Annotated in this window: 26 protein-coding genes; 9 read left to right on the forward strand and 17 right to left on the reverse strand. The window is 60.3% G+C overall.

The window, feature by feature from the left end; genetic code table 11:
* Nucleotides 1–47: 47 nt before the first annotated feature.
* From KUF73_RS29855 to KUF73_RS29865, 3 genes are read right to left on the reverse strand one after another with little or no spacing between them, the layout of a single operon-like run.
* The gene (locus KUF73_RS29855) at nucleotides 48–458 is read right to left on the reverse strand and encodes an SRPBCC family protein (RefSeq protein ID WP_218441537.1); all 411 of its coding nucleotides are present in this window, start codon (nucleotides 456–458) and stop codon (nucleotides 48–50) included.
* Between the two features lie 27 nt (nucleotides 459–485).
* Entirely contained in the window at nucleotides 486–1,283 is a 798-nt protein-coding gene (locus tag KUF73_RS29860) for an SDR family NAD(P)-dependent oxidoreductase (RefSeq protein WP_218441538.1), read from the reverse strand.
* A 12-nt stretch (nucleotides 1,284–1,295) separates the two neighbouring features.
* Nucleotides 1,296–2,336 carry an aldo/keto reductase gene (locus KUF73_RS29865; protein ID WP_218441539.1) on the reverse strand — a complete coding sequence of 347 codons (1,041 nt, stop codon included), beginning with the start codon at nucleotides 2,334–2,336 and terminating at the stop codon, nucleotides 1,296–1,298.
* Between the two features lie 118 nt (nucleotides 2,337–2,454).
* On the opposite strand from KUF73_RS29865, the gene KUF73_RS29870 reads away from it, so the two are divergent.
* Nucleotides 2,455–3,345, forward strand: a complete 891-nt coding sequence (locus tag KUF73_RS29870) for a LysR substrate-binding domain-containing protein (protein ID WP_218441540.1) — start codon at nucleotides 2,455–2,457, stop codon at nucleotides 3,343–3,345.
* A gap of 195 nt (nucleotides 3,346–3,540) precedes the next feature.
* A complete protein-coding gene (locus KUF73_RS29875; RefSeq protein WP_218441541.1) occupies nucleotides 3,541–4,461 on the forward strand; it encodes a LysR substrate-binding domain-containing protein in 921 nt (306 codons plus the stop codon).
* Here KUF73_RS29875 and KUF73_RS29880 read toward each other — a convergent pair.
* The 4 genes from KUF73_RS29880 to KUF73_RS29895 form a co-directional block, all read right to left on the reverse strand.
* On the reverse strand, nucleotides 4,382–4,975 hold the full coding sequence (locus KUF73_RS29880; protein WP_218441542.1) for a DinB family protein: 594 nt from the start codon (nucleotides 4,973–4,975) through the stop codon (nucleotides 4,382–4,384). The genes KUF73_RS29875 and KUF73_RS29880 overlap by 80 nt on opposite strands.
* Before the next feature lie 87 nt (nucleotides 4,976–5,062).
* Nucleotides 5,063–6,169: an NAD(P)/FAD-dependent oxidoreductase gene (locus tag KUF73_RS29885; protein WP_218441543.1), complete on the reverse strand. Its 1,107-nt coding sequence runs from the start codon at nucleotides 6,167–6,169 to the stop codon at nucleotides 5,063–5,065.
* Nucleotides 6,170–6,186: 17 nt separating this feature from the next.
* Nucleotides 6,187–7,500, reverse strand: a complete 1,314-nt coding sequence (locus tag KUF73_RS29890; protein ID WP_218441544.1) for an MFS transporter — start codon at nucleotides 7,498–7,500, stop codon at nucleotides 6,187–6,189.
* Between the two features lie 267 nt (nucleotides 7,501–7,767).
* Nucleotides 7,768–8,556, reverse strand: a complete 789-nt coding sequence (locus KUF73_RS29895) for an SDR family oxidoreductase (protein WP_218441545.1) — start codon at nucleotides 8,554–8,556, stop codon at nucleotides 7,768–7,770.
* Nucleotides 8,557–8,711: 155 nt separating this feature from the next.
* Here KUF73_RS29895 and KUF73_RS29900 point away from each other — a divergent pair, with 155 nt between their 5' ends.
* From KUF73_RS29900 to KUF73_RS29910, 3 genes are all read left to right on the forward strand, one after another.
* Nucleotides 8,712–9,878 carry an iron-containing alcohol dehydrogenase gene (locus KUF73_RS29900; RefSeq protein WP_218441546.1) on the forward strand — a complete coding sequence of 389 codons (1,167 nt, stop codon included), beginning with the start codon at nucleotides 8,712–8,714 and terminating at the stop codon, nucleotides 9,876–9,878.
* Nucleotides 9,879–9,890: 12 nt separating this feature from the next.
* Nucleotides 9,891–10,205, forward strand: a complete 315-nt coding sequence (locus tag KUF73_RS29905) for an NIPSNAP family protein (protein WP_218441547.1) — start codon at nucleotides 9,891–9,893, stop codon at nucleotides 10,203–10,205.
* A 102-nt stretch (nucleotides 10,206–10,307) separates the two neighbouring features.
* Nucleotides 10,308–11,291: a cyclase family protein gene (locus tag KUF73_RS29910; protein WP_218441548.1), complete on the forward strand. Its 984-nt coding sequence runs from the start codon at nucleotides 10,308–10,310 to the stop codon at nucleotides 11,289–11,291.
* Nucleotides 11,292–11,396: 105 nt separating this feature from the next.
* On the opposite strand, the gene KUF73_RS29915 is transcribed toward KUF73_RS29910, so the two are convergent.
* The 3 genes from KUF73_RS29915 to KUF73_RS29925 form a co-directional block, all read right to left on the reverse strand.
* The gene (locus KUF73_RS29915; protein WP_218441549.1) at nucleotides 11,397–12,326 is read right to left on the reverse strand and encodes a LysR family transcriptional regulator; all 930 of its coding nucleotides are present in this window, start codon (nucleotides 12,324–12,326) and stop codon (nucleotides 11,397–11,399) included.
* An 81-nt stretch (nucleotides 12,327–12,407) separates the two neighbouring features.
* Complete coding sequence (locus KUF73_RS29920; protein WP_218441550.1) at nucleotides 12,408–13,991, reverse strand: aldehyde dehydrogenase (NADP(+)); 1,584 nt, start codon at nucleotides 13,989–13,991, stop codon at nucleotides 12,408–12,410.
* Between the two features lie 86 nt (nucleotides 13,992–14,077).
* Nucleotides 14,078–14,356: a hypothetical protein gene (locus tag KUF73_RS29925; protein ID WP_218441551.1), complete on the reverse strand. Its 279-nt coding sequence runs from the start codon at nucleotides 14,354–14,356 to the stop codon at nucleotides 14,078–14,080.
* 91 nt (nucleotides 14,357–14,447) lie between these two features.
* On the opposite strand from KUF73_RS29925, the gene KUF73_RS29930 reads away from it, so the two are divergent.
* Together KUF73_RS29930 and KUF73_RS29935 are read left to right on the forward strand one after the other, a co-directional pair.
* Entirely contained in the window at nucleotides 14,448–15,467 is a 1,020-nt protein-coding gene (locus KUF73_RS29930) for a GlxA family transcriptional regulator (protein ID WP_218441552.1), read from the forward strand.
* Nucleotides 15,468–15,679: 212 nt separating this feature from the next.
* Nucleotides 15,680–16,000, forward strand: coding sequence for a DUF2388 domain-containing protein (locus KUF73_RS29935; RefSeq protein WP_218441553.1), 321 nt, complete (start codon nucleotides 15,680–15,682; stop codon nucleotides 15,998–16,000).
* 66 nt (nucleotides 16,001–16,066) lie between these two features.
* Here the strand turns inward: KUF73_RS29935 and KUF73_RS29940 are convergent, their stop codons facing one another.
* On the reverse strand, nucleotides 16,067–16,975 hold the full coding sequence (locus tag KUF73_RS29940; RefSeq protein ID WP_218441554.1) for a pyridoxal-phosphate dependent enzyme: 909 nt from the start codon (nucleotides 16,973–16,975) through the stop codon (nucleotides 16,067–16,069).
* A 193-nt stretch (nucleotides 16,976–17,168) separates the two neighbouring features.
* Entirely contained in the window at nucleotides 17,169–17,960 is a 792-nt protein-coding gene (locus KUF73_RS29945; protein ID WP_218441555.1) for an SDR family oxidoreductase, read from the reverse strand.
* A 124-nt stretch (nucleotides 17,961–18,084) separates the two neighbouring features.
* Between KUF73_RS29945 and KUF73_RS29950 the strand changes: the two genes are divergently transcribed.
* Nucleotides 18,085–19,032 (forward strand): GlxA family transcriptional regulator, encoded by a 948-nt coding sequence (locus tag KUF73_RS29950; protein WP_218441556.1) that lies wholly within the window; start codon nucleotides 18,085–18,087, stop codon nucleotides 19,030–19,032.
* 109 nt (nucleotides 19,033–19,141) lie between these two features.
* Nucleotides 19,142–19,801 carry an isoprenylcysteine carboxylmethyltransferase family protein gene (locus tag KUF73_RS29955; protein ID WP_218441557.1) on the forward strand — a complete coding sequence of 220 codons (660 nt, stop codon included), beginning with the start codon at nucleotides 19,142–19,144 and terminating at the stop codon, nucleotides 19,799–19,801.
* Nucleotides 19,802–19,907: 106 nt separating this feature from the next.
* On the opposite strand, the gene KUF73_RS29960 is transcribed toward KUF73_RS29955, so the two are convergent.
* From KUF73_RS29960 to KUF73_RS29980, 5 genes are all read right to left on the reverse strand, one after another.
* On the reverse strand, nucleotides 19,908–20,576 hold the full coding sequence (locus tag KUF73_RS29960) for an HAD-IA family hydrolase (protein ID WP_218441558.1): 669 nt from the start codon (nucleotides 20,574–20,576) through the stop codon (nucleotides 19,908–19,910).
* Nucleotides 20,577–20,743: 167 nt separating this feature from the next.
* Nucleotides 20,744–21,154, reverse strand: a complete 411-nt coding sequence (locus KUF73_RS29965; protein WP_218441559.1) for a response regulator — start codon at nucleotides 21,152–21,154, stop codon at nucleotides 20,744–20,746.
* Nucleotides 21,155–21,469: 315 nt separating this feature from the next.
* Nucleotides 21,470–21,769 carry a pentapeptide MXKDX repeat protein gene (locus KUF73_RS29970; RefSeq protein ID WP_218441560.1) on the reverse strand — a complete coding sequence of 100 codons (300 nt, stop codon included), beginning with the start codon at nucleotides 21,767–21,769 and terminating at the stop codon, nucleotides 21,470–21,472.
* A 53-nt stretch (nucleotides 21,770–21,822) separates the two neighbouring features.
* The gene (locus tag KUF73_RS29975) at nucleotides 21,823–22,608 is read right to left on the reverse strand and encodes a molybdopterin-dependent oxidoreductase (protein ID WP_218441561.1); all 786 of its coding nucleotides are present in this window, start codon (nucleotides 22,606–22,608) and stop codon (nucleotides 21,823–21,825) included.
* Nucleotides 22,605–23,222: a cytochrome b/b6 domain-containing protein gene (locus KUF73_RS29980; protein WP_218441562.1), complete on the reverse strand. Its 618-nt coding sequence runs from the start codon at nucleotides 23,220–23,222 to the stop codon at nucleotides 22,605–22,607. The genes KUF73_RS29975 and KUF73_RS29980 overlap by 4 nt, the downstream gene beginning before the upstream one ends.
* Between the last annotated feature and the right edge of the window lie 125 nt (nucleotides 23,223–23,347).

A 23,347-nucleotide genomic window follows, 5' to 3' on the forward strand; every position in this document is an offset into this window, starting at 1 on the left:
CTGCCGCAGGCTGCGATCTTTTGATCTGAGGGGGATTGGTGATGGGTTCAGGCCGGGTAGTTCGCCCGCAGGGCTTCAAGGCCGCCCTGATAAATCCCGGTAAACAACGCCACCACTTCCTCGTCACTTACGCCAACCGGTTCAAACTGCCCGGACCAGGTCACCCGAGCGCCGTCGCCTTGTGCCTCGACTTTGATTGTTGCCAAGTAAGCCGTGGCCGGAAACGGTGCCTGCAAAATCGAGTAGCTGTAGGCTTTCGCGTCATTGTCGAACGCTTGCAAACGCTCGATCACCACGCCGCCGTCCGCCGTTTGCAGGCTGCGCACGCGCCCGCCTTCGCTGAGTTCGCTTTTGGGAATAAACGGCAGCCAGTCCGGCAGCGCGTTGAAGCCGCCGATCAATTGCCAGACCTGATCGGCCGAGGCCGGGATGTCGATGAACGCTGATGCAGTTGCCATGTACAGTTCTCTCTTAATCAATAAGGCTCAGATGGCCATGCTGTCGACGACGCCACCGTCGACCCGCAGCGCCGCGCCGGTCGTTGCGGAGGACAACGGTGATGCGATGTAGGCCACCAGGTTCGCCACCTCCTCGACATTTGCCACGCGCTGGATGATCGACGTCGGCCGCGCCTTGCGCACGAACGCATCGGCCTCTTCCCGCACACTGCGGCCGGACTCAGTCGTGGCGTCCTTGAGCATCTGCTCCAGGCCATCGGTCAATGTCGGGCCGGGCAGGATCGCATTGACCGTCACCCCGGTGCCCGCCAGCCGTTTGGCCAGACCGTGGGACACCGCCAGGTTGGCACTTTTGGTCACGCCATAGTTGAGCATGTCGGCCGGGATGGCGATCCCGGATTCCGAGGACAGAAATATCACCCGCCCCCAGCCCTGCTTGACCATGTCCGGCACGTAATGCCGGGACAGGCGTACGCCGGAGATCACGTTGACCTCATAAAACCGCGTCCACTCACTGTCCGGGGTCTCGAAAAAATCCACCTCGTTAAAGATCCCGAGGTTGTTCACCAGGATGTCGGCCCGAGGTTCGGCGACAAACAGCTGCTCGGCACCTTCGGCAGTACCGAGGTCCGCGGTCAAACCGCGCAACTGCGCACCCGGTACGCTCTGGCGAATGCTCGCCAATGCCTGCTCGACCTTGGCGGTTTCACGACCGATCACCACCACCGTGGCACCCGACTCGGCCAGTGCCTTGCTGATACCCAAGCCGATGCCGGCCGTACTACCACTGACAATCGCCAGTTTCCCGCTCAAATCAATCTTCATAAGTCACCGCCCTTATATGTAGGAGCTGCCCAAGGCTGAAATCTTTTGATTTGGCAGCGGAGCACGCTCAGAAACCAATTTAGCCTCACGCATGGCCTGCCAGAACGCGGCAGGAATCACCGCCGACAAAGCAGCCACATCCTCAGCAATCCGCTCCGGACGGCTGGAACCAGGAATCACCGCCGCCACGGCCGGGTTTGCCAGGGAGAACTGCAATGCAGCGGCCTTGACGTCAACACCATGGGCAGCCGCGATGCGTTTGATTTGCTCGACCTTGTCGATGATCGCCGGGCTGGCCTTCTGGTATTCAAAGTGCGCGCCACCGGCCAGGATGCCCGAGCTATAAGGGCCACCGACCACGATTTCGACATTCTGCGCCAGGGCCGCATCCATCAAGCGTTGCAAGGCGCGGTCATGGTCGAGAAGAGTGTAGCGACCCGCCAGCAAAAAGCCGTCCGGTTGCGCTTCGCTCAGATCAAGGGTCAATTCGCACGGCTCGACCTTGTTCACACCCAGGCCCCAGCCCTTGATCACGCCTTCTTCGCGCAAACGAGTCAGCACTTTGAAAGCACCGGTGCGAGCCTGATTGAAGTACTCCAGCCATTGATCGCCGTAGAAATCCTGGGCGATGTCATGCACCCAGACGATGTCCAGTCGGTCGGTTTGCAAGCGCTTGAGGCTGTCTTCAATCGAACGCATCGTTGCGTCGGCGCTGTAGTCGTTGACGATTTTGTTCGGGCGACCATGGGCGAACACTCCGCTCTTCTCACCCAGGTCACGGTTAGCGGCGTCTTCGACTTCGTCGAGAATCACCCGGCCAACCTTGCTGCTCAGCACATAGTCGTCGCGGTTGTAGCGGGACAGTGCGGCACCGAGACGAATTTCCGACAGGCCCGAACCGTAGAACGGCGCGGTATCAAAGTAACGCACACCGGCGTCCCAAGCCGCGTGAACCGTGGCCAACGCTTCTTCTTCAGGAATGGCGCGGAACATGTTGCCCAGGGGGGCAGTACCGAAACCCAGCGCGCCGGGCAGTTTGTCTTTCAAGCTCATGGGTGTGTCCTCTTGAGTGTCAGGGGTCAGCGGTTGTGACCGTTGAGCAGATCCTAGATTGCGAGCATCGGACCGTCCAAGACATAATGTGCAGCACTTGAGTCCCACGAGGTCTGACATGATCGACATCCGCCAATTGCGTTACTTCGTCGCCGTCGCCGAAGAAGAACACGTCGGTCGCGCCGCCGAACGGTTGCACATTTCCCAGTCACCGCTGAGCCGGCAGATCGCCCAGCTCGAAGAACGCCTGGGCCTGACCCTGTTCGAGCGCAGCCAGCAACGCATCCGCCTGACCCGCGACGGCCAGACGTTCCTCGCCGAAACCCGCGCCCTGCTGACCCACGCCAGTCGCCTGGAATCCCTCGGCAAACGTCTGGGCCGCGGCGAAGAAGGCGGGTTGTGCATCGGCTACATCGAAAACGCCATGCACGCCGGGGTGTTGCCCAATGCCTTGCGCATCCTGCGGGTCGACCGGCCGAACGTGCACGTCGCGTTGTACAACCTGCGCTCCACCGAACAACTTGAAGGCCTGCGCCAGCGCAGCCTCGACGTCGCACTGGTCAGCGAACCACCGGCCAAAGACGATCCGGATCTGCTGGGCTTCCAGGTGCTGGACGACCCGATGTTGCTGGCATTACCCGAGCATCATCCACTGGCTCACCAGGCAACACTGACCCCGGCCGACCTCGCCGATCAGGAGTGGATCGGCGTGCAACACCACACCAGCCGCGAAGACTTCGTCAGCGCCTGCATCCGCGCCGGCTTCACCCCGGACATCCGCATGGAAGCCACCGGCCCCTTCACCGCAATGGCGCTGGTGAGCTCGGGGCTGGGCATCGCCATGATTCAAAAAGGCTTGAGCCGCAACGCACCGCCGGGCGTGGTGCTGCGGGAAGTGCCGTGGATTGCCTTCACCCGACCGCTGTGGGCGGCGTGGCACCGGATCAATTTGCGGCCGTTGGTGGAGACGTTCAGAAAGGTGTTGACGGAGCGGGGGTTGGAGGGGTGATGGCTGTCGACGTGGATCGATTGAACGACCAAATCGACTGTAAGAGCACGGCTTGTCGGCGATGGCGATCGTGAGGACGCTATCGCGAGCAGGCGCGCGCCTACACGGGTCAGGGGTAAACACCCAGGTGCACCGCATGTTCGGGGTTTGGTGCTTTACTGGATAGACCCCATTTCTCCTTGCGAGAACCCGACCATGAACCGCAACGACCTGCGCCGCGTGGACATGAACCTGTTGGTGATTTTCGAAACCCTGATGTTCGAAAAGAACCTGACCCGGGCCGGGGAGAAACTGTTCCTCGGCCAGCCTGCCGTCAGTGCGGCGCTGGCGCGCTTGCGTGATTTGTTTGACGACCCGTTGCTGGTGCGCAACGGCCGTGTGCTGGAGGCGACTCCACGAGCGTTGGTGATCCTCAAGGAATTGCAGCCAGCGATGGACACTATTTCCGGTGCCGTCAGCCGGGCCAAGGATTTCGACCCTTCCACCAGTCGCGAGGTATTTCGCATCGGCCTGTCCGACGACGCTGAGTTCGGTCTGTTTCCGCCGCTGCTCAAGCAGATTCGCGAAGAGGCGCAGAACGTTGTGGTGGTGGTGCGGCGGGTTAATTTCCTGCTGATGTCGTCGATGCTCGCCACCGGGGAGGTTTCCGTCGGGATCAGTTACACCACTGAACTGCCGGCCAACGCCAAGCGCAAGAAACTGCGGGATTTGAGCGTAAAAATCCTGCGTGGCGATGACCGTCCCGGTGCCCTGACCCTGGATGAATTCTGCGAACGTCCACATGCGCTGGTGTCGTTTTCCGGGGATCTGTCCGGGGCTATCGATACCGACCTCGCACGCATCGGCCGCTCACGCCGGGTAGTACTGGCGGTGCCGCAGTTTGCCGGCCTGCGCGCGTTGCTGGCGGGCACCGACATGCTCGCCACCGTGCCGGATTACGCGGCGTGCGCGTTGATCGAAGGCAGCAACCAGTTGCGCGCCGACGACCCGCCTTTCGACATTGTGCTGTCCGAACTGTCCATGGTCTGGAACGGCGTCAACGATAACGATCCGGCAGAACGTTGGTTGCGCTCGCGAATTGCGGAGCACATGTCGGCTCCACTGCCGGGGCATTGAGCGAGTTGAAATTCGGATCGGTCTCACGCAGGTAAATCGGCAGGTCCGTCATGGGCGGCATGGCCGGAATCTCGAAATACATCTGGATCACCCAGCCACGGTGATAGCTGGCGTGATTGACCACGTGCATCAACATCGCGCCAGCGCTCATGGTGCCGCTTTCGCCGGAGACAAAAGTGAACCGGACGGGCTTGTCCAGCGAGGCGTCGGTTTGCCTGGCGGTCCAGTCGCTGTACCAGTGATCAACGTCTTGCTGCGCCAGCCGCAAATCGGTCAGCGCGGGATGCACCAATTCATGTGAGGTTTTGAAGCCGTGCCCTCGGCCTTCGAGGTGGGCCTGCCAGATGCAGTCCACCACATAGATGTGGTTCAACGTACCGATCATGGTCTTGAACACCGAAGCGCGTTCTTTTTCCACTTCACCTGGCGGCAATTGCGCCAGGTTGTCGAAGAGGCGCTGATTGGCCCAGGTTTTGTAATCGGCGAGCATGCGGGCAGTGCGTACGTTGATCATCAGACTTCTCCGATGGCGATGAGCGCATCTCCCAAGGATAGCGCTATCCACGCGCCGTGGCGCCGCCTCTGATCATCGGTACAAGCGCTATGCCGCCAACGAATCCGTTACACGCTCGGCCAGTGCCAGGCAACTGGTCAGGCCCGGCGATTCGATGCCGAACAGGTTCACCAATCCCGGCACGCCGTGCTCTTTCGGGCCACTGAGGCGAAAGTCGGCAGCCGGTTCGGTGGGGTCAGTGATTTTCGGCCGTATGCCGCTATAGGCCGGTTGCAGACTGCCTTCGGGCAAGCCCGGCCAGTAACGCCGGATCGCCTCATAGAAGCCTTCGGCCCGATGTGGATCCACAACGTAATCGATAGCGTCGACCCATTCCACGTCCGGCCCGAAACGCGCTTGGCCGCCCAGATCCAGGGTCATGTGCACACCCAGCCCGGCGCTTTCCGGTGCCGGGTATACCAGATGGCGAAACGGCGCTCGGCCGCTGAGACTGAAATAGCTGCCTTTGCACAGATGAGCCTGGGGAATGTGTTGCGCTGGCAAGCCTTCGATTCGACTGGCCACTTGCGGGGCGGACAATCCGGCGCAATTGATCAGCTCACGACAGGTCAAGCTCATGGGTTCGGCACCGCTCATGTGCAACTCGAAACCCTGTTCGATGCAACGGGCCGACAGTAACGGCGTGTGAAAGACCAGCGACGCGCCGCAAGCTTCGGCATCGCCTTGCAGCGCCAGCATCAGGCCATGGGAATCGACGATGCCGGTGGAGGGCGACCACAGCGCAGCGACGCAGGACAACGCCGGTTCCAGCTCCCGAGCCTGATCGGCTTCCAGCCACTGCAGATCATCGACACCATTGCGCCGCCCCTGCTCCAGCAACCCTTGCAACGCAGCACGTTGCGCGTCGTCCGTGGCGACGATCAGCTTGCCCAGCCGCTGATAATCGACACCGCGCTCGTCGCAGTAGGCGTAAAGGCGTTGCTTGCCCTCCACGCACAACTGCGCCTTGAGGCTGCCGCCGGGGTAATAAATACCGGCGTGGATCACTTCGGAGTTGCGCGAACTGATGCCCACACCGATACCTTCGCCGGCCTCGACCACGATCACTTCACGCCCGCTCAACGCCAGTGCCCTGGCCACCGCCAGCCCGACTACACCGGCACCCACCACCACACTGTCGATATCGACACTCACCTGACCTGCCCCCCCTATCAAACCAGTCCTCGTTCCCGATAATCGATCAGGCTGGAGAATATGGCCAGCAGCAAGGCCATGACCACGAAGAAGATCAACACCAGGAAATATGAACCGGTGAACTGCACGATCAAGCCGATCAGGATCGGCACGATCACCCCGGCCATGTTGCCGCAGAAGTTCATGGTGCCAGCCAGAACGCCGGTTTTCGAGGTGCCACCGAGGATCGACGGAATGCACCAGTACATCCCGCACCAACGAATGAAAAACATCGCCACGCAAAGCAATCCGATCGCTTGGGCGGCGTCAGCGGTATAGGCGGTACCCAACATGCACAGAGCGGCGACCAGTGCCGAGCCGCTGAACATGCTGCGCATCACCAGGTTCGGCGAGGCACCGCTGGATTTCCATTTATCCCCCAGGTAGCCGCCGACCAGTTCGCCAACGAAACCGCACATGAAAATCAGGAAGGTCGCGCCGCCCATGCCCGAAATGTTCAGGCCGTGGGTCTGGTGCAGGTAACTCGGCATCCAGGTCAGCAAGCCGTAGAACACGCTGAGAATGCAGCAGTAACCGGCGAACATCGCCAGCACCGAGCGGTCCTTGAGCAGTTCCTTGAAGGCAATGCTGGTGACCGCACCGGGTTTGCTGACCGTGGCATTGCCTTCGGTGATGTGCGCCAGTTCAGCGGCGTTGACGCCGGGGTGTTCGCTGGGGTGGTTGCGGATGTATTTCCAGGCCAGCACACCGGCGAGCATGGTGCCAACGCCGGCAATCACGAAAGCGATGCGCCAGGAATCGAACCAGCCGATCAGGCCGGCAATGATGATCGCGCCGAAGGCACTGCCCAGTGGTGCACCGCCGTCGACCAGCACCGCGCCGCGCCCACGTTCGTTGGGGGTCAGCCACGCGCCGTTGAGCTTGGCCCCGGCAGGCATGATCGGTGATTCGGCGACGCCCAGGCCCATGCGGGTGATCAGCAAAATGATCCAGTTGTGCGCGCCAGCGGCCAAGGCCTGGAACGCGCCCCAGGCAACCGTCGCAACGACGATCACGCGGCGGGTCTGAAAGCGATCCAGCAGCATGCCGCCGGGGATCTGCATCAACGCGTAGGACCAGAAAAACGCGCTGAGCATCAAGCCTTCAAGCGCCGGCGGGATCTGGAATTCGCTGGAAATCAGCGGCAGTGCCACCGACAGCGAGGCACGGTCGATGTAATTGATCGCGGTCAGCAACAGCATGATGAGGAAGATTCGCCAGCGGACGCTGGTGGCACGCTCGGTTGCGGTCGCGGCTGTCAGCGACAGGCTTTCGGCACTCGGATTATTCATGTGGGGGGCGCTCTTATTGTTGTGGGAACAAGCGGCCCCACTCTAATCACGCCCCCAGGCCCTGAATAATGATGGGATCTGATAGGGGGATCACTGACAGTCATCCCCCAGCAGCTCACCTTGAGTCAGAAAAAAATCTTTGGGTTTACACAGTTAGCTCCCGCTTGAGTGCGCAGCACTCACACAATCTCCATGGTGGTCAGATTTTGGGGCCGCTGCCCAGTTCAGCGCGAGCAAGCTCGCTCGCCACAACAGCAGAAAAAACGCTTAGAACGTACCGGGATAACTGCCGCCATCCAGTAACAGGTTTTGCCCGGTCAGAAAACCGGACTGGGCGCTACAAATGAACGCGCAATAGGCTCCGAATTCATCGGGCTGGCCAAAGCGCTGCGCGGGCACATTCTTGCGCCGCTGCTCGGCGACGCTTTCGACGCTGCTGCCATTGGCATCGGCCGCCGCGCTCAAGGTTTTGTGCAGGCGTTCGGTTTCGAATGGCCCCGGCAACAGGTTGTTGACGGTGACGTTGTTGCCGGCCAATCGCGCCTGACGTGCCAGCCCGGCGATGAAACCGGTCAAGCCACTGCGAGCACCGTTGGACAGGCCGAGCACATCAATCGGTGCCTTCACCGCGCCCGAGGTGATGTTGACGATGCGCCCGAAACCGCGCTCGGCCATACCATCCACGCAGGCCTTGATCATCTCGATGGGCGTGAGCATGTTGGCGTCCAGCGCCTTTAGCCAGTCTTCGCGCTGCCAGTCGCGGAAGTCGCCGGGCGGCGGTCCACCCGCGTTATTGACGAGGATGTCCACCTGCGGACACGCCGCCAGTACGTTCGCGCGCACCGCCGCTTCGCTGATGTCACCCGCCACGGTGCGCACCTCGATGGTCGGCGCCAGGCTGCGCAATTCATTGGCGGCGACCTGCAACTTGGCGTCGCCACGGGCGTTGATCACCAGGTTCACGCCTTCCTTCGCCAAGGCTCGCGCACAAGCCAGGCCCAAGCCCTTGCTGGCGGCGCAGACGATCGCCCAGCGTCCCGAAATACCCAAATCCATGACGATGCTCCTGAATTGTTCAAAGCGCTCACGTTACCACTGCCCACCCGCCAGTCAGGGGATGACAACGGGTGATCGTTGTATCAGACCTTTTCATTATCGGCGGGCCGTCGCGCTAATTACTGTTCCGGGACCAATAAGAACCGGAGAAGCACATGAACCCGTTCCAGTTTTATTTCCCCACGACGTTGAAAAGCGGCAACGGCCTGGTGCGTCAGGCCGGCACATTGCTCAAGCCGCATGTTCGAAAAAAACTGCTGGTGGTCACCGACGAAGGTCTGATGGCGTCGGGCGTGATGGAAAGTTTTTTTGCTTCGCTGGCCGCCAGCGAGATTGCCTATGAAGTGTTCGCCGGCGTCGAGCCCAACCCGACCACGGATGTGCTGGAACGCGCCGTGGCGTTCCTGAAAAACCACGAGTGCGATTCGGTAATCGGCGTTGGTGGCGGCAGCAGCATCGACACCGCCAAGGGTGTCGCGGCCATGGCCACCAACCCCGGCAACATCCTCGACTACGAGGGCTACGACAAACTGCTGCACCCGCCGCTGCCGGTTTTCGCCATTCCGACCACCTCGGGCACCGGCAGCGAGTGCACTGCGTCCACGGTGTTTACCAACACTAAAACCCTGTTCAAAACGGTGATCATCAGCCCGGCGCTGTTTCCGAAACTGGCGATTCTTGATGCCGAGCTGACACTGAAACTGCCGCCATCAATCACCGCCGCCACCGGCATGGACGCCCTGACCCACGCCATCGAATCCTACGTATCGAAGCAGGCCAACCCGGTGAGCCAGGCCATGGCCCTGCAAGCGATCAAGATGATTTGCACGCACTTGCCGAAAGCCTTTTTTACAGGCTCCGACCTGCATGCCCGGGAACAGATGCTGCTCGGGTCGTTCCTCGCCGGCGTTGCGTTCGCCCAATCGAAACTGGGCAACGTGCATGCGATCTCCCACACCTTCGGCGGCGTGTTCAACATTCCCCACGGCATCGCCAATGCCACTCTGCTGCCCTACGTCATCGAGTTCAACCTGGCGGCCTGCCCTGAACTGTTCGGCGACATCGCCCTCGCCATGGGCGAAAACGTCGACGGCCTGAGCGCTGCCCGCGCCGGGCACAAAGTGGTGGAACACGTCATGGCGCTGAACAAGGCCATCGGCATCCCCGACAACATCAAGGACCTGGGCGTGGACCTGGACTACATGCCGCAAATGGTCAGCGACTCGATGCGCAGCGGCAACGTGCTGGTCAACCCACGCCTGACCAGCGCCACCGACGTCGAACGAATCATCAGCAACGCGTACCACGGCATTCATTCTTGAGAGATGACACCCATGTTTTACGAAATGCGCACCTACACGATTCAGATCGGAAAAATGCAAACCTACCTCAAGCACTTCGAGGAAAACGGCCTGCCGGTGATCTCCCGTTACGCCACGCTGGTGGGCTGGTGGTACACGGAAATCGGCGAGCTCAATCAGGTGATCCACATCTGGGCCTACGAGAGCCTGGACGAGCGGATCAACAAACGCGCCGCGCTGTACCAGGACTCGGACTGGCTTGAAGGCTTCGTGCCGATCGCCTTCCCGATGCTGGAAAAAATGGAATCGAAGCTGCTGATGCCGGCGCAGTTTTCACCCATCAAATAACCCCGCAACGCCACCGTTATCCGCCGGATAAATACACACCCCCTGTAGGAGCTGCCACAGGCTGCTCCTACAGGGGGATTTGTTAATAAAAAGGACAACCTCATGTGCGACCACAACACCAATAACACCGCCGCCGACCGTTCTCCCGATGTCAAAGCCCTGCTCGAAGGCCTGCCGACCAACTGGGGCAAGTGGGGGCCGGACGATGAAGTCGGTGCCCTGAATTACCTGCAAAGCGCGGAAATCCTGCGCGGTATTGCCTCTGTGCGCCAGGGCAAGACCTTCACCCTGCAAGTGCAGATCGGTCATCCCAAAGGTGAACCGCTGTGGCCCGGCCGCCGCCCCTCGATGCGCGTCAACGTGCTGGACAAGGGGCATTTCCTCGCCGGCAAGACCCACTTCGACGGCCACGTGGAATACGCCGACGACGTGATCTTCATGCACCTGCAAGGCTCGACCCAATACGACGCGCTGGGCCATGTCTGGCACGACAACAAACTGTGGAACGGCTACGACGCCATGAGCACCATTGGCGGCATGGACAAGGCCAGTATCCTGCCGATTGCCGAGCGCGGGATTGTCGGGCGTGCGGTGCTGATCGACATGGCCCGCCATCGTGGCAAAGCGGTGCTGGACAAGGGCGAGACCTTCAACCACCTCGACCTGCTCGCCGCCGCCAAAGCCCAAGGCATCGAGATCCAGAAACGCGACATCCTGATTATCCGCACCGGCTGGATCGGCTCGTTCTATGAGCGAGAACCGGAAGAGTTCTACAAGGATTTCGCCGAGCCGGGCCTGACCTTCAGCCGTGAATTGGTGGAGTGGTTCCACCAGATGGAAATCCCCAATCTGGTGACCGATACCATGGCCAACGAGATCGCGGTCGACCCGACTTCTGGCGTGCTGATCCCGCTGCACAACGCGCTGATGCGCAACCTCGGCGTGACCTTCACTGAAGTGGCCTTGCTCGATGAGCTGGCCAACGACTGTGCCGAAGATGGCCAGTGGCAGTTCCTCTACACCGCCGCTCCGCTGAAGATCGTCGGCGGCACGGGCGCACCGGTGAACCCGATCGTGATCAAATGACCTCCCCGGTAGGAGCTGCCGCAGGCTGCGATCTTTTGATGTAGTTTTTTTAAGATCAAGATCAAAAGATCGCAGCCTTCGGCAGCGCCTACAGGTGGAGGCAGGCTACGTAATCGATAGCTGCTGTAGTTCGTTGATCAGCAGGGTCGCCGCCGGTGACAAATCGGCACCAGCCCGGCTGATCACGCCATAAGGTTCGATCAATGCGCGCAGAGACACCGGCAGCTTCACCAGCAAATCGAATTTCTCGCAAAACTGCGCGACTTCTACCGGGATTACCGCCAGCAATGTCGGGTCTTGTTGCACCAGCAAAATGGTGGCGAACGTCGATGAGGTTTCCAGCGGATAACGCGGAATCTCCAGCCCTGCCTCATTCAGCTCACGCTCGAGGGCCTGGCGCATCGGCATGTCTTTGGGGTAGACCACCCAGCGGTAATCGCTCAACTGCGACAGCTGCAACGACTCGGCCCTGGCCAATGGATGATCTTTGCTCGCGACCACGGCCAAGGGTTCTTCACTCAGTTCGATGCAGTCATAGGCGTCCGAACGCTGGCCGACGCTGGTACGACAAATCGCCAGGTCGAGCCGTCCCTGATCCAGCAACCCGAGCAATGTCGCGCTGGTGTTTTCCACCAGTTCCACTGACAACTCCGGTTGCTTGAGCCGCAACTCGGTCAGCGCCCGGGTCAGCAACGGCACCGCGCCCATGATCACCCCCACCGACAATCGCCCGCCCTGCCCTTGCATGATGCTGAGCATTTCCTCGCGCAGGTGTTCTACGTCGCTGTAGATCAGCCGCGCATACCGAATCATGCAACGCCCCATTTCATTGGCCACCAGGCCCTTGGGCTGACGTTCAAACAGCGGCATGCCGAGCAGCGATTCAACTTCATGCAAGGCTTTGGTGGCACCGGACTGGGAAATCGAAATCTGCTCGGCGGCCTTGTGCAGGGAGCCGCGATCATCTAATGCGATCAGCAACCGCAGTTGTTTGAGGCGCAGGCGTGAAGCGATGCTGCCAAGTGAAGGAACCATGTCTGTGGGTGCTCGATTCAATGTGTAGATCCGTGATAGCCCACGCCGGCATCTGCCCGATGCCTTGCGTGGGCCAGAGGGTCAGGTCAGGGGCGCCACACTCCACTGGCCATCGACCAGTCGATTGAGGCCCAGCGGGTTACTGTTTTGCAGTGCTGGGGGCAGGTATTCATCAGGATAGTTCTGGTAGCAGACCGGTCGCAGGAAGCGATCGATGGCCAGGCTGCCAACCGAGGTTCCGCGCGCATCCGACGTGGCCGGATAAGGTCCGCCATGCACCATCGCATCGCTGACTTCGACGCCGGTGGGGTAACCGTTGAGCAGCAGGCGTCCGACCTTGTCTTCGAGCAGCGGCAGCAGTTCGCTGAAGCGATCCAGATCCGCAGCGTCGGCAATCAACGTGGCGGTCAGTTGACCGTGCAGACTGTCGAGTACAGCGCGCAATTGCTGCTGGTCGGCCACCTCCACAACCACGGTGGCCGGGCCGAAGATCTCTTCTTGCAACAACGGATCACCCTCGATCAACAGTTGCACGTCGGCTTTGAACAGTTGTGGCTGCGCTCTGGAATCGCCTTGGGGTTGACCGGCCAAATGATCGACCCGGTCATCGGCAGCAATGTGTTGCAGGCCTGCGCGATAGCTTTTCAGTGCGCCGGCATTCAGCATGGTCTGTGCCGGTTGGCTGCCCATGGCTTGCGCAAATACGTCGAGGAACGCGCTGAACTGCGGCGAGCGCAAGCCGATGATCAAACCGGGGCTGGTGCAAAACTGGCCGCAACCGAGGTTGACTGACGCCGTCAGCTCTTCAGCGACTTTTTCGCCACGGCTGATCAACGCTTCCGGCAGCAGGATCACCGGATTGATGCTCGACATCTCGGCGAACACCGGTATCGGCTGCGCCCGCGCGGCCGCCAGATCCGACAAAGCCCGACCGCCCTTGAGCGAACCGGTGAAACCGACAGCCTTGATGCCATCGGCCTTGACCAGCGCCTGGCCAACGCCCGCGCCGTAGATCATGTTGAACACGCCCGTCGGCATGGCCGTGCGTTGCGCGGCGCGAACGATAGCGCTCGCCACCCGGTCGGCAGTCGCCATGTGCCCGCTGTGGGCCTTGAACACCACCGGGCAACCGGCGGCCAGGGCCGAAGCGGTGTCGCCGCCAGCGGTGGAAAAGGCCAGCGGGAAATTGCTCGCGCCAAACACCGCGACCGGGCCAACGCCGATGCGGTACTGGCGAATATCCAGGCGTGGCAATGGTGCGCGCTGGGGTTGTGCCTGGTCGATCCGTGCACCGAGGAAATCACCACGACGCAGCACCTGAGCGAACAAGCGCAACTGGCCGGTGGTGCGGCTGCGCTCGCCGCGAATCCGCCCCGCGGGCAATGCGGTTTCCTGACATACCAGCGCGATGAAATCGTCCCCCAACCCATCGATTTCTTCGGCGATGGCGTCGAGGAATCCGGCACGGCGCTGCGGCGACAATTGACGGTACGGCGAAAAAGCACGCGTTGCCGCCGCTACCGCCAGCGCCACTTCCTGATCGGTGGCCTGATGAAAAACATAAGGCAGCGCCTGCCCGGTGCTGGCGTCAACGCTTTGCAACGTCTCGTGGCCCAAGGCACTGCGCTGCCCGTCGATGAACTGCTGGCCGAAAATATCGGACATCAAAAACTCCCTCGCCTGCGTTTGGCAGGCGATCACTGAAATTGAAGGGATACGCCTAACGCGCACGCTTCACTCTAGGGGCGGGGTCACAGGCGAACAAATGACAACAACGGGCCGGGGAATGAGCGTTTGTCATCCCCCTCGGCAGGCATGAAAGGTACGCAGCCCTTTTGTGCGGAAACAGATCGCTGTCGACAATACAATTGTTCTGGATTGTCACGAATCACATTGCTACCTGTAGGAGCTGCCGAAGGCTGCGATCTTTTGATCTTGTTTTTCAGGATCAAGATCAACAGATCGCAGCCTTCGGCAGCTCCTACAGATTGGATCGGGTCGGGGTTGAATTTTGTGCCGCCGAGTGACATAAAACCCTGAATTCCTGACAGCCGATGACGTGCGATTACGCTTATACCGTTTGCGAATTATGATTATTCCTACTCGCTAAAACAGAAGCCCATGAACGACATCACCCGCTCTCCCGACAACATCGAATTTCAACCCGACCAACCGCGACTGATCGTGTTCCTCGCCTATCCCGAAATGGGCCTGCTGGATCTGACCGGGGCGCAAACCGTGTTTTGGGCCGCCTCTCGCTACATGAACAGCCGTGGCTTGCCGGGTTACAGCCTGCACACCGCAAGCATGCCGGGCGGCTTGATGCACTCGGCGGAAGGGCTGGCCGTCCACACCGTGCCCCTGCTCGACTTTGCGGGCCAATCGATCGATACCCTGATCGCTCCGGGCGCACCGTACATTCTCAAGGCGATGAACAATTCCCTGGATCTGGTCGCCTGGCTCAAAGAGGCCTCGCCAAAAGCCAAACGCACCGCATCGGTGTGCAGCGGGACGTTCCTGCTGGCCAAGGCCGGATTGCTCGAAGGCCGACGTGCCGCCACCCACTGGGCGATGTGCGACGTGCTCAAGGAAAGCTACCCATCAATCGAAGTCGACAGCGATGCGATTTTCGTCAAGGACGGTGCGATGTGGACTTCGGCGGGTGTCAGTGCCGGTATCGACCTGGCACTGGCCTTGGTCGAGGAAGATTGCGGTCGTGAAGTGTCATTACGGGTGGCGCGGGAAATGGTGGTGTTTCTCAAGCGTCCTGGCGGACAGGCCCAGTACAGTCAATTGCTGCAAGCCCAAACCAGCGACGGCGCCGCTTTCGACGATCTGCATTTATGGATTACGCAGAATCTGGCGGGGGAAAACCTCACGGTCGACTCGCTCGCGCAGCAGGTGCAAATGAGCCCGCGCAACTTCGCCCGGGTCTACAAACTCAAGACCGGCCGCACCCCGGCCAAAGCCGTGGAAGTGCTGCGGGTGGAAGCCGCCCGACGCCTGCTTGAAGATTCCGAACGCAACATCGATCAAATCTCCCGACTGTGCGGGTTCGGCGATGAAGAGCGCATGCGCCTGACGTTCCAACGCAACCTGGGCGTGTCCCCGCGGGATTATCGCAACCGTTTTTCGCGGTAACGGGTTTCCAAGATCAAAAGATCGCAGCCTTCGGCAGCTCCTACAGGGGATGAATGTAGGAGCTGCCGAAGGCTGCAATCTTTTGATCCTGATCCTGCTTTTGATCTGGGCGCCCCATCGAGAAGCCGAGTGCAGGGAACTCCTGACGATCGCCATGCATCCTAAAAGATGAGGTACTTCCTTTTTGCTTTTCGCTTTCAGAGGACACCGTCATGCGCCGTCTGATTATCGTTTCTTCTCTTTTGCTGTGTTTACCCTTCGGTTCCGCAATGGCCAAAGTGGACGCGGGCGATGTCGCCACTTCGGCCGGGGTTTCCGCATCGCTGTACTCGACGTTCAAGGACCACAAACTCATGATTCCTGCCCGGGATGACGCCTCCAGCTTCGTGGCCAGTGGCGGTACGATTCGTGGCGCTTATCTGGAGTCGGTCCTGAAACAGCTCCGTCAGGAACATCCGGATCTGAACAACGCCAGCGACGAAGACCTGGCCCGCGCCATTCTCGTCCAGGAAGGTGTTGCGGCAGGCCAGTAACCACGGCCAACCTCAGCGGTGGGGCTTGTGAAACCTGGATGCGTTTCCAGCCCCGCCTGGTTTTTTTCAACGTGACCAACCGGCCACCAGCGCTGCGGTGATGCTCACCCCGCCACACACCACAATCACCACGTCATGGGCCTCGGCAATCGCCGGATGATCCAGGTAAGCAATCGCCAGCGAAACACCGCACGCCGGCTCGACCAGCTGACGAAAATCACTGGCATAACGCACCACCCCCATGATCGCGTCCTCATCGCTGAGCACCGCACAGTCATGGGGAAAATCGAGGATGTGCTGCACCGGCCACGCCGCCACTTCAGAGGCGCCGAGCGAAGTGGCGACGGTGTCGATACGCGTCAGGCGTACCGGATGCCCCGCCGCGACAGCTGCCGCGAACGACGCTGCGCCTATGGTTTCGCAGGCAATGATCCGGCAGTCCGTGCGCTGATGGCGGATTAACCCGGTGAGAATACCGGCGAGCAAGCCACCGCCACCCACCGACGTGACCAACGCATCGACCTGCGGACAGTCTTCGAGGATTTCATCGACCATCGTACTGTGCCCTTGCCACAACACCGGGTGATCGAAGGCCGGCACGTATTCGGTGTCCGCGCCCTGCGCCAGTTCCTTGGCCCGTTGATTGGCGTCGTCCCAGACCTTGCCATGGACGATCACTTCGGCACCGGTTTTCCTGATCCTGGCGCGGGTACTTTCAGGGGTGGTGTGTGGCACCACGATGCAGGCTTGCAACCCAAGGCTGGCAGCAGCCACAGCAGTGGCAAAACCGGCGTTCCCCCCGGAAGGACAGACCACTTTGGTTTTGCCCTGAGCGGCGGCCTGACTGCACAAAAGCCCCATGCCGCGCAGTTTGAATGAGCCGCTCGGTTGCAGGTTTTCCAGTTTTAACCAGATACGGCGGCTGGGGGTCGAGAGGCCTGGATACAGAATCAACGGCGTTCTGATGTGAAGCATGGCGGCTCCTGTTGCACGCCGCCGGCCCGTCGAATGTTCCACGGGTCAGCGGTGAACGGTCCTTTTCCAAGCTTAGTTCAAAGAGGTGTTGCTGATGACGCCATCGCGGGCAAGCCTCGCTCCTACAGGAATTTGGCGTTACCCCGTAGGCGCGAGGCTTGCCCGCGAAGGCGTCCGAAAAAACACCCTCAATCTAACGGTAACGCGGCGCCGCCGTGGAGTTGCCGAACAACCCGGAAAGTACCTGGCGCTGCGCTTCGTATTGGTCCCACTGCGCGCCGTCCTGCAGGCCCGGAATGGTCACCACTTCACCGTTCGCCAGACCCACCAGTGCGGCATCGACCATGTCCTCGGCGGACATGACGATTTCCTGCGGCAGGTTCTCCACCGGGTTGCCGGCCTCGCTCCAGAAGTCAGTGGCGGTCGCACCCGGCAACACGGCCTGGACGCGCACACCCTTGTCGGCCAATTCGCGGTGCATCGACTGGCTCAAGCCGAGGACAAAAGCCTTGGTCCCGCCGTACACGCCGTTGAGGATTTCAGGGGCGATGGCGACGATCGAGGAAATGTTGATCACGGTTCCGGTGCCGCGCGCAACGAAGCCGGAAGCCACAGCGTAAGCCAGGCGCGTGAGTGCAGTGATATTGAGGGTGATCATGTCTTCCATGTCATCCACGGGGCTGCCAAGCAGCGGCATAACCGCGCCGACCCCGGCGTTGTTGACCAGCAATGTGATGCTGGCGTCGCTGCGCAGGATCTGCTCGACCCGCAGCAAGTCAGTCTTGTCTTTCAAATCTGCTACGACCACTTCGACGTTACGACCAGTCTGGTCGCTCAGATGATTGGCCAGCGCATTGAGTTTTACCTGGCTGCGGGCCACCAGAATCAGGTCGTAACCCTGCCGGGCCAAGCGATCGGCATACACCGCGCCGATGCCCGACGAGGCGCCGGTGATTAGAGCAGTGCCTTTGGATGAGAGAGCCATGGTCGATTTCCTTCACAGTGAGGCGAGACAGTCGCCGGGTGTAAGCAGTTATAAAGCCACTCGCCTGCGTCTCAAATGACGTTTAAAGTACGTTTTCAGGACATGACCGTTTGAGGACATAACGATGATTTCCGTGGCGTTTGTGGTTTTCGAGGGTTTCCAGTCCATGGCGCTGGCCGCCATGCCGGTGTTTGAGTACGCCAACTTTAGTGCTGGCGAGGCGCTGTATGACGTGCGCGTGGTGTCCGAGGACGGCCGCACATTGCGCGCCTCCGGTGGCCTGAGTGTCGGCACCGAAGCGTTCGATGAGCGGGTGATCGATACCGTGATTGTGGTCGGCGGTGACTCCATCCTCGAACAGGCGCCCCAAGGTGTACTCGACTACCTGCGTGCCAGCGCCACAACCGCGCGGCGCACCGCGTCTATCTGTTCCGGGGCCTTCGTCATGGCCCAGGCCGGGTTGCTCGATGGGCGACGCGCGACCACGCACTGGGCCTATGCGCAACAACTGCAGGAGCGCTTCCCATCGGTCAAGGTGGAAGCCGACCGCATCTATGTGGTCGATGGCTCGATCTGGACGTCGGCGGGCATGACCGCCGGCATAGACCTGGCACTGGCGATGGTCGAAAAGGACCACGGTGCCGAACTGGCGCGTTCGGTGGCGCAGAAACTGGTGATGTACCACCGCCGCGCCGGTGGCCAGTCGCAGCACTCGGCATTGCTGGAGCTGGAACCGAAATCCGACCGCATTCAAACCGTGCTCGGCTACGCCCGCGAGCACCTTGCGCAGACCTTGTCTGTAGAACAACTGGCGGACGTTGCTCGCCTCAGTCCGCGTCAGTTCAGCCGCGCGTTTCGTGCTGAAACCGGCCAGTCGCCGGCCAAAGCCATTGAAAACCTGCGCCTGGAAGCCGCGCGGCAAATGCTCGAACGCGGGCGGCTGACCCTGGACCAGATTGCCATGGAAACCGGCTTCAGTGACTGCCGGCGCATGCGTGAAGCGTTCCTGCGTGCGTTCGGGCAACCACCGCAAGTCATCCGGCGTAACGCCAGGGCGGACGCTTCTATGTAGGAGCTGCCGCAGGCTGCGATCTTTTGATCTTGATCTTAAAAAGCAAGATCAAAAGATCGCAGCCTTCGGCAGCTCCTACAATGAGTGGAGTGCCACACGTGGAGGCATCATGAAAATTTCGGCCAAACTGGCATTTTTCGCCATCGTGTCCACCCTCGCCTATCTCGGACTGGCGGTTTGGGGCCTGGGTGGTTTTGCTGCGTTTTTCTCCCATGCGCCGCTGGTGGTCATCGCGATTGCAACGCTGCTGATGACGATTGCCTCGCTGTTCACCGAGGTCAACCTGAGCGCCGGCGAACGTGAAGACCGGGCCAATCGCTGGGTGCTGCCGGCGTTCGCGGTGATTGGATTGTTGAGCGGATACTTGCCGGCCTACACCGACCGCGTCGATGTCTGGACCTTCGGCGGCGAAGGCATGCGCTGGTTAGGAGTGCTGCTGTTTATCATCGGCGGCGCGCTGCGGATGTGGCCGGTGTTCGTGCTGGGCAAGCGGTTCAGTGGACTGGTGGCAATTCAGCCTGGGCATCGCTTGGTCACCGACGGGATTTACCGCAGCCTGCGCAACCCCAGTTATTTGGGGCTGGTGATAAACGCCGTGGGTTGGGCGTTGGCGTTTCGCTCGGTGGTGGGTCTGGTATTGGCAGCGCTGACGCTGGTCCCGTTGATTGCGCGGATACATTCTGAAGAGGCGCTGTTGCGGGCGCAGTTTGATGGTGAATACGAGGCTTATTGCGCCCACAGCTGGCGCTTGATCCCCGGCCTTTACTGACCTCCCTCTGTAGGAGCTGCCGAAGGCTGCGATCTTTTGATCTTGATCTTTGGCGGTCGTCAAATCGCTAAAGACAAGATCAAAAGATCGCAGCCTTCGGCAGCTCTTACAGGGTTTGCAGGCGGATCAGGCCATCGGGGTCTACGCGCGCCACAACCGCGTTATAACTCGCCAAGGTGGAATGCAACGTCCGAATCGGCTGATCATGCGCCGCCGTCACGATCATCAAATCCGCCCCTGCCGCCTCGGCCGCGAGTATCCCCACCGTGGCGTCCTCGAAAACCAGGCAATCCGTTATCTCAACGCCCAGTCGCCGGGCAGCCAATCGGTAACCGGCAGGGTCGGGCTTCCCGGCGCTGACGTCCTCGGCGGTGACCATCACTTGCGGCTCGGGAATCCCGCCCGCCGCCATTCGCCGCAACGCCAGTTCCCTCGGGGCCGAAGTGACGATGGCCCATTGATGAGCCGGCAATGATTTGAGGAAAGCACCTGCGCCAGCGACCTCTTCAATCCCTTCGACGTCCTCGATTTCCGCCTCGGTGATCCACGCGGCCTCGGCCTCGGCATCGATACCGGGCAATGCCAGGCGATTGATGGTGTCGATGGCGCGGGCACCGTGGATGGTTGGCAGGAAGGTTTCGACATCGACGCCGTGGCGCACGGCCCATTGGGTCCAGACACGTTCGGCAGCGGCAATGGAGGTGAGGACAGTGCCGTCCATATCGAACAGGAAGGCACGGTACGGGACATTCAGAACGGACTTGGGAGTGGACAAAGGGTCCTTCCTGTTTCAGATGGCGATCGCCCAAATGTACACGATCAACGTAGGAGCTGCCGAAGGCTGCGATTTTTTGATTTTGATTTTTCAGCGAATGTAAGACCGCCGAAAATCAAGATCAAAAGATCGCAGCCTTCGGCAGCTCCTACAGGGTATGCAGAGTTTCAGCGCAGGGTATTGCGTGATTTCAGGGCGGCTTCCACACAATCGAGCAACTGCCCGAGCGCCCAAGGTTTCTTGATGAACGCAACCTCGTACCGCACGCCAGAGCTTTCAGGGGTTTCGTAGCCGGACATGATCATGATCGGCTTGTCCGGCCAGCGATCGCCGAAATAGTTGGCCAGGTCTGCGCCATTGAGCTTGCCGGGCATGGTGATATCTGTCAGTAGCAGGCGCACCTGGTTGGCGTGCTGTTGCAGATACTCGCAAGCAGCGTCGGCGCTGGTGTGCGGATGCACCACGAAGCCCTCGTCCTGAAGAATTTCACAGAGAAACTCAAGGATCAGCGGATCGTCCTCAACCACCAGAATCACGCCCCCAGGAAGGTATTCACCCGCCGTCGATACTCGACTCATGACCGTGCCGTTCCCTGATTGCATCAATGATTTTGCGGGCTCGAATCCGCTACCTAAAAGGTATGAGCAGCGGACTCGGCGGAAATTCACTTTTGATACAACCAGACGTCAAATCAGGCGTGCATGCCCATGTTCATGGTGCCCAGGCGGGAGACTTCGAAGCCGGAGTTACCCAAACGAATGTATCGCATGGCGCGGCCCTCAGGTTTTTGGGGAGGGCATGCAGGAGCTGCCGAAGGCTGCGCTCTTTTGATCTTGATTTTAAAGATCAAAAGAGCGCAGTCTGCGGCAGCTCCTACAGGGGGTATCGGTTGATTACTGGGACATGGCGTCCTTTTTCATGGTGTCTTTGCTCATGTTGTCCTTGGACATTGCATCTTTTTTCATGGTGTCTTTGGACATTGCATCCTTGGACATGGTGTCTTTCTTCATGGTGTCCTTGGCCATGGAATCCTTTTTCATCGTCGTGTCTTTTTTCATGGTGTCTTTGGACATGGCGTCCTTGGACATCGAATCCTTGCTCATGTTGTCGTTGCTCATGGTGTCAGCCGCGAACACGCTAGCGGCACCGACGGCCAGGCACATGGACAGAACAACGGTGGTCAACTTTTTCATGATGAAACTCCTTGAAGCACGGGTTGCGGACGGGTGAAGTTGCCGGGCGTTCATTAGCTGCCACCGAACCAGTTGTAGCCCTGGTCTTCCCAGTAGCCGCCGCTGTAGGTGTTGCTGACGAATATCGCCTGAATGTGTTTGGGGTTTTTGTAGCCAAGCTTGGTGGGCATGCGCAGCTTCATCGGGAAGCCGTACTCGCGTGGCAGCACCGCGCCGTCGTAGGTCAGCGTCAGCAGGGTTTGCGCATGCAGCGCGGTGGCCATGTCGATGCTGGTGTAGTAGTCGTCGGCGCACTTGAAGCCGACGTATTTGGCGTCGGTATCGGCGCCGACTCGCTTGAGGAACTCGCTGAAACGTACGCCGCCCCAGCGGCCGATCGCGCTCCAGCCTTCGACACAAATGTGCCGGGTAATCTGCTCGGTCTGGGCCATCGCCCGCAACTCTTCGAGGCGCCAGCTGCGCTTGTCCGCCACCAGTCCGGTCACTTCCAGGCGATAGCTTTCTTCTTCCACCGTCGGTGCCTCATCGATGCCATAAAAGGCATTGAAGGGGAACGGCCGGGTGATCATCGATTCCGGGTAGGTCGGCGCCATCGCATTGGGGTTGAACAGCCAGCCCTGCACACGGTCGTTGAAGCGCGACATGGACGACAGCGCCGTGTCGACGCTTTCGTTGTCGGTCAGGTTGCAGCCGGACAGCATGGCCACGCCACCGAGGGTCAGGCCGCGCATCAGAAACGAACGGCGTGAGCGGTCTTCGATCTGAGGTGCGAGGATTTTCCGGGCGTCGGTGAGGATGGAAGACTCGTCCAGCCCCAGTCCTTGAATGCGCTTTTTCATACGTGCTCCTTGCGGCCGACAATCATGGCCAACAGCGTTTTGGGAACCAGCGCGACCATCACCAGATGTACCGCTACGAAAGCCACCAGCAGCGCCATCGCGAAGAAATGCACGCGGCGTGCGCCTTCGTAACCGCCCAACAACTCACGCAGCAGCGGAAACTGCACGGACTTCCACAACACCAGTCCGGAGATCACCAGCATCGTGATGTCGACCATCACGAACAGGTACGCGACCCGCTGCACCTGGTTGTAGTGACTGAGATCGGCATGCCCCAGTTTTCCTCGCAACGCAGCCCCCAGGTCATGCAAAACACCTTTAGGCGACACCGGGAAAAATCGTCGCTTGAGACGACCACTGGCGAGGTTGATGATCAGGTAGATGACACCATTGATCGCCAGGAACCACATCGCCGCGAAGTGCCATTGCAGCGCGCCGCCGAGCCAGCCACCGAGGGTGATCGACTTGGGAAAGCTGAATTCGAAAATGGGTGAGGCGTTGTAGATTCGCCAACCGCTGGTGACCATCACCAGCACCGCCAGGGCGTTGAGCCAGTGGGTCAGCCTGAGCCAGCGTGGATGGCTGGCCTTGGGTGAAGCAGTTGACTGCGACATGTCCGGCTCCCGGTTGTTGTTGTTCGTTGGGGCCGAGTATGGGAGCGCGAAGGTCGCCAAATCCTCACGTAAAGTTAAATTAAACGTGATAACTCCCCGCCCCCTCTGTAGGAGCTGCCGCAGGC

It is taken from the genome of Pseudomonas sp. PD9R, assembly GCF_019200975.1.
Classification (GTDB): domain Bacteria; phylum Pseudomonadota; class Gammaproteobacteria; order Pseudomonadales; family Pseudomonadaceae; genus Aquipseudomonas.

What these genes read in the sequence shown, in the direction of transcription:
- KUF73_RS29930 (WP_218441552.1), top strand. Translation starts at nt 14,448, where the DNA reads ATGAACGACATCACCCGCTCTCCCGACAACATCGAATTTCAACCCGAC.
- KUF73_RS29940 (WP_218441554.1), bottom strand. Translation starts at nt 16,975, where the DNA reads ATGCTTCACATCAGAACGCCGTTGATTCTGTATCCAGGCCTCTCGACC.
- KUF73_RS29970 (WP_218441560.1), bottom strand. Translation starts at nt 21,769, where the DNA reads ATGAAAAAGTTGACCACCGTTGTTCTGTCCATGTGCCTGGCCGTCGGT.
- KUF73_RS29975 (WP_218441561.1), bottom strand. Translation starts at nt 22,608, where the DNA reads ATGAAAAAGCGCATTCAAGGACTGGGGCTGGACGAGTCTTCCATCCTC.
- KUF73_RS29965 (WP_218441559.1), bottom strand. Translation starts at nt 21,154, where the DNA reads ATGAGTCGAGTATCGACGGCGGGTGAATACCTTCCTGGGGGCGTGATT.
- KUF73_RS29860 (WP_218441538.1), bottom strand. Translation starts at nt 1,283, where the DNA reads ATGAAGATTGATTTGAGCGGGAAACTGGCGATTGTCAGTGGTAGTACG.
- KUF73_RS29905 (WP_218441547.1), top strand. Translation starts at nt 9,891, where the DNA reads ATGTTTTACGAAATGCGCACCTACACGATTCAGATCGGAAAAATGCAA.
- KUF73_RS29880 (WP_218441542.1), bottom strand. Translation starts at nt 4,975, where the DNA reads ATGATCAACGTACGCACTGCCCGCATGCTCGCCGATTACAAAACCTGG.
- KUF73_RS29950 (WP_218441556.1), top strand. Translation starts at nt 18,085, where the DNA reads ATGATTTCCGTGGCGTTTGTGGTTTTCGAGGGTTTCCAGTCCATGGCG.
- KUF73_RS29915 (WP_218441549.1), bottom strand. Translation starts at nt 12,326, where the DNA reads ATGGTTCCTTCACTTGGCAGCATCGCTTCACGCCTGCGCCTCAAACAA.
- KUF73_RS29945 (WP_218441555.1), bottom strand. Translation starts at nt 17,960, where the DNA reads ATGGCTCTCTCATCCAAAGGCACTGCTCTAATCACCGGCGCCTCGTCG.
- KUF73_RS29980 (WP_218441562.1), bottom strand. Translation starts at nt 23,222, where the DNA reads ATGTCGCAGTCAACTGCTTCACCCAAGGCCAGCCATCCACGCTGGCTC.
- KUF73_RS29855 (WP_218441537.1), bottom strand. Translation starts at nt 458, where the DNA reads ATGGCAACTGCATCAGCGTTCATCGACATCCCGGCCTCGGCCGATCAG.
- KUF73_RS29920 (WP_218441550.1), bottom strand. Translation starts at nt 13,991, where the DNA reads ATGTCCGATATTTTCGGCCAGCAGTTCATCGACGGGCAGCGCAGTGCC.
- KUF73_RS29955 (WP_218441557.1), top strand. Translation starts at nt 19,142, where the DNA reads ATGAAAATTTCGGCCAAACTGGCATTTTTCGCCATCGTGTCCACCCTC.
- KUF73_RS29935 (WP_218441553.1), top strand. Translation starts at nt 15,680, where the DNA reads ATGCGCCGTCTGATTATCGTTTCTTCTCTTTTGCTGTGTTTACCCTTC.
- KUF73_RS29865 (WP_218441539.1), bottom strand. Translation starts at nt 2,336, where the DNA reads ATGAGCTTGAAAGACAAACTGCCCGGCGCGCTGGGTTTCGGTACTGCC.
- KUF73_RS29895 (WP_218441545.1), bottom strand. Translation starts at nt 8,556, where the DNA reads ATGGATTTGGGTATTTCGGGACGCTGGGCGATCGTCTGCGCCGCCAGC.
- KUF73_RS29900 (WP_218441546.1), top strand. Translation starts at nt 8,712, where the DNA reads ATGAACCCGTTCCAGTTTTATTTCCCCACGACGTTGAAAAGCGGCAAC.
- KUF73_RS29890 (WP_218441544.1), bottom strand. Translation starts at nt 7,500, where the DNA reads ATGAATAATCCGAGTGCCGAAAGCCTGTCGCTGACAGCCGCGACCGCA.
- KUF73_RS29925 (WP_218441551.1), bottom strand. Translation starts at nt 14,356, where the DNA reads ATGTCACTCGGCGGCACAAAATTCAACCCCGACCCGATCCAATCTGTA.
- KUF73_RS29870 (WP_218441540.1), top strand. Translation starts at nt 2,455, where the DNA reads ATGATCGACATCCGCCAATTGCGTTACTTCGTCGCCGTCGCCGAAGAA.
- KUF73_RS29910 (WP_218441548.1), top strand. Translation starts at nt 10,308, where the DNA reads ATGTGCGACCACAACACCAATAACACCGCCGCCGACCGTTCTCCCGAT.
- KUF73_RS29875 (WP_218441541.1), top strand. Translation starts at nt 3,541, where the DNA reads ATGAACCGCAACGACCTGCGCCGCGTGGACATGAACCTGTTGGTGATT.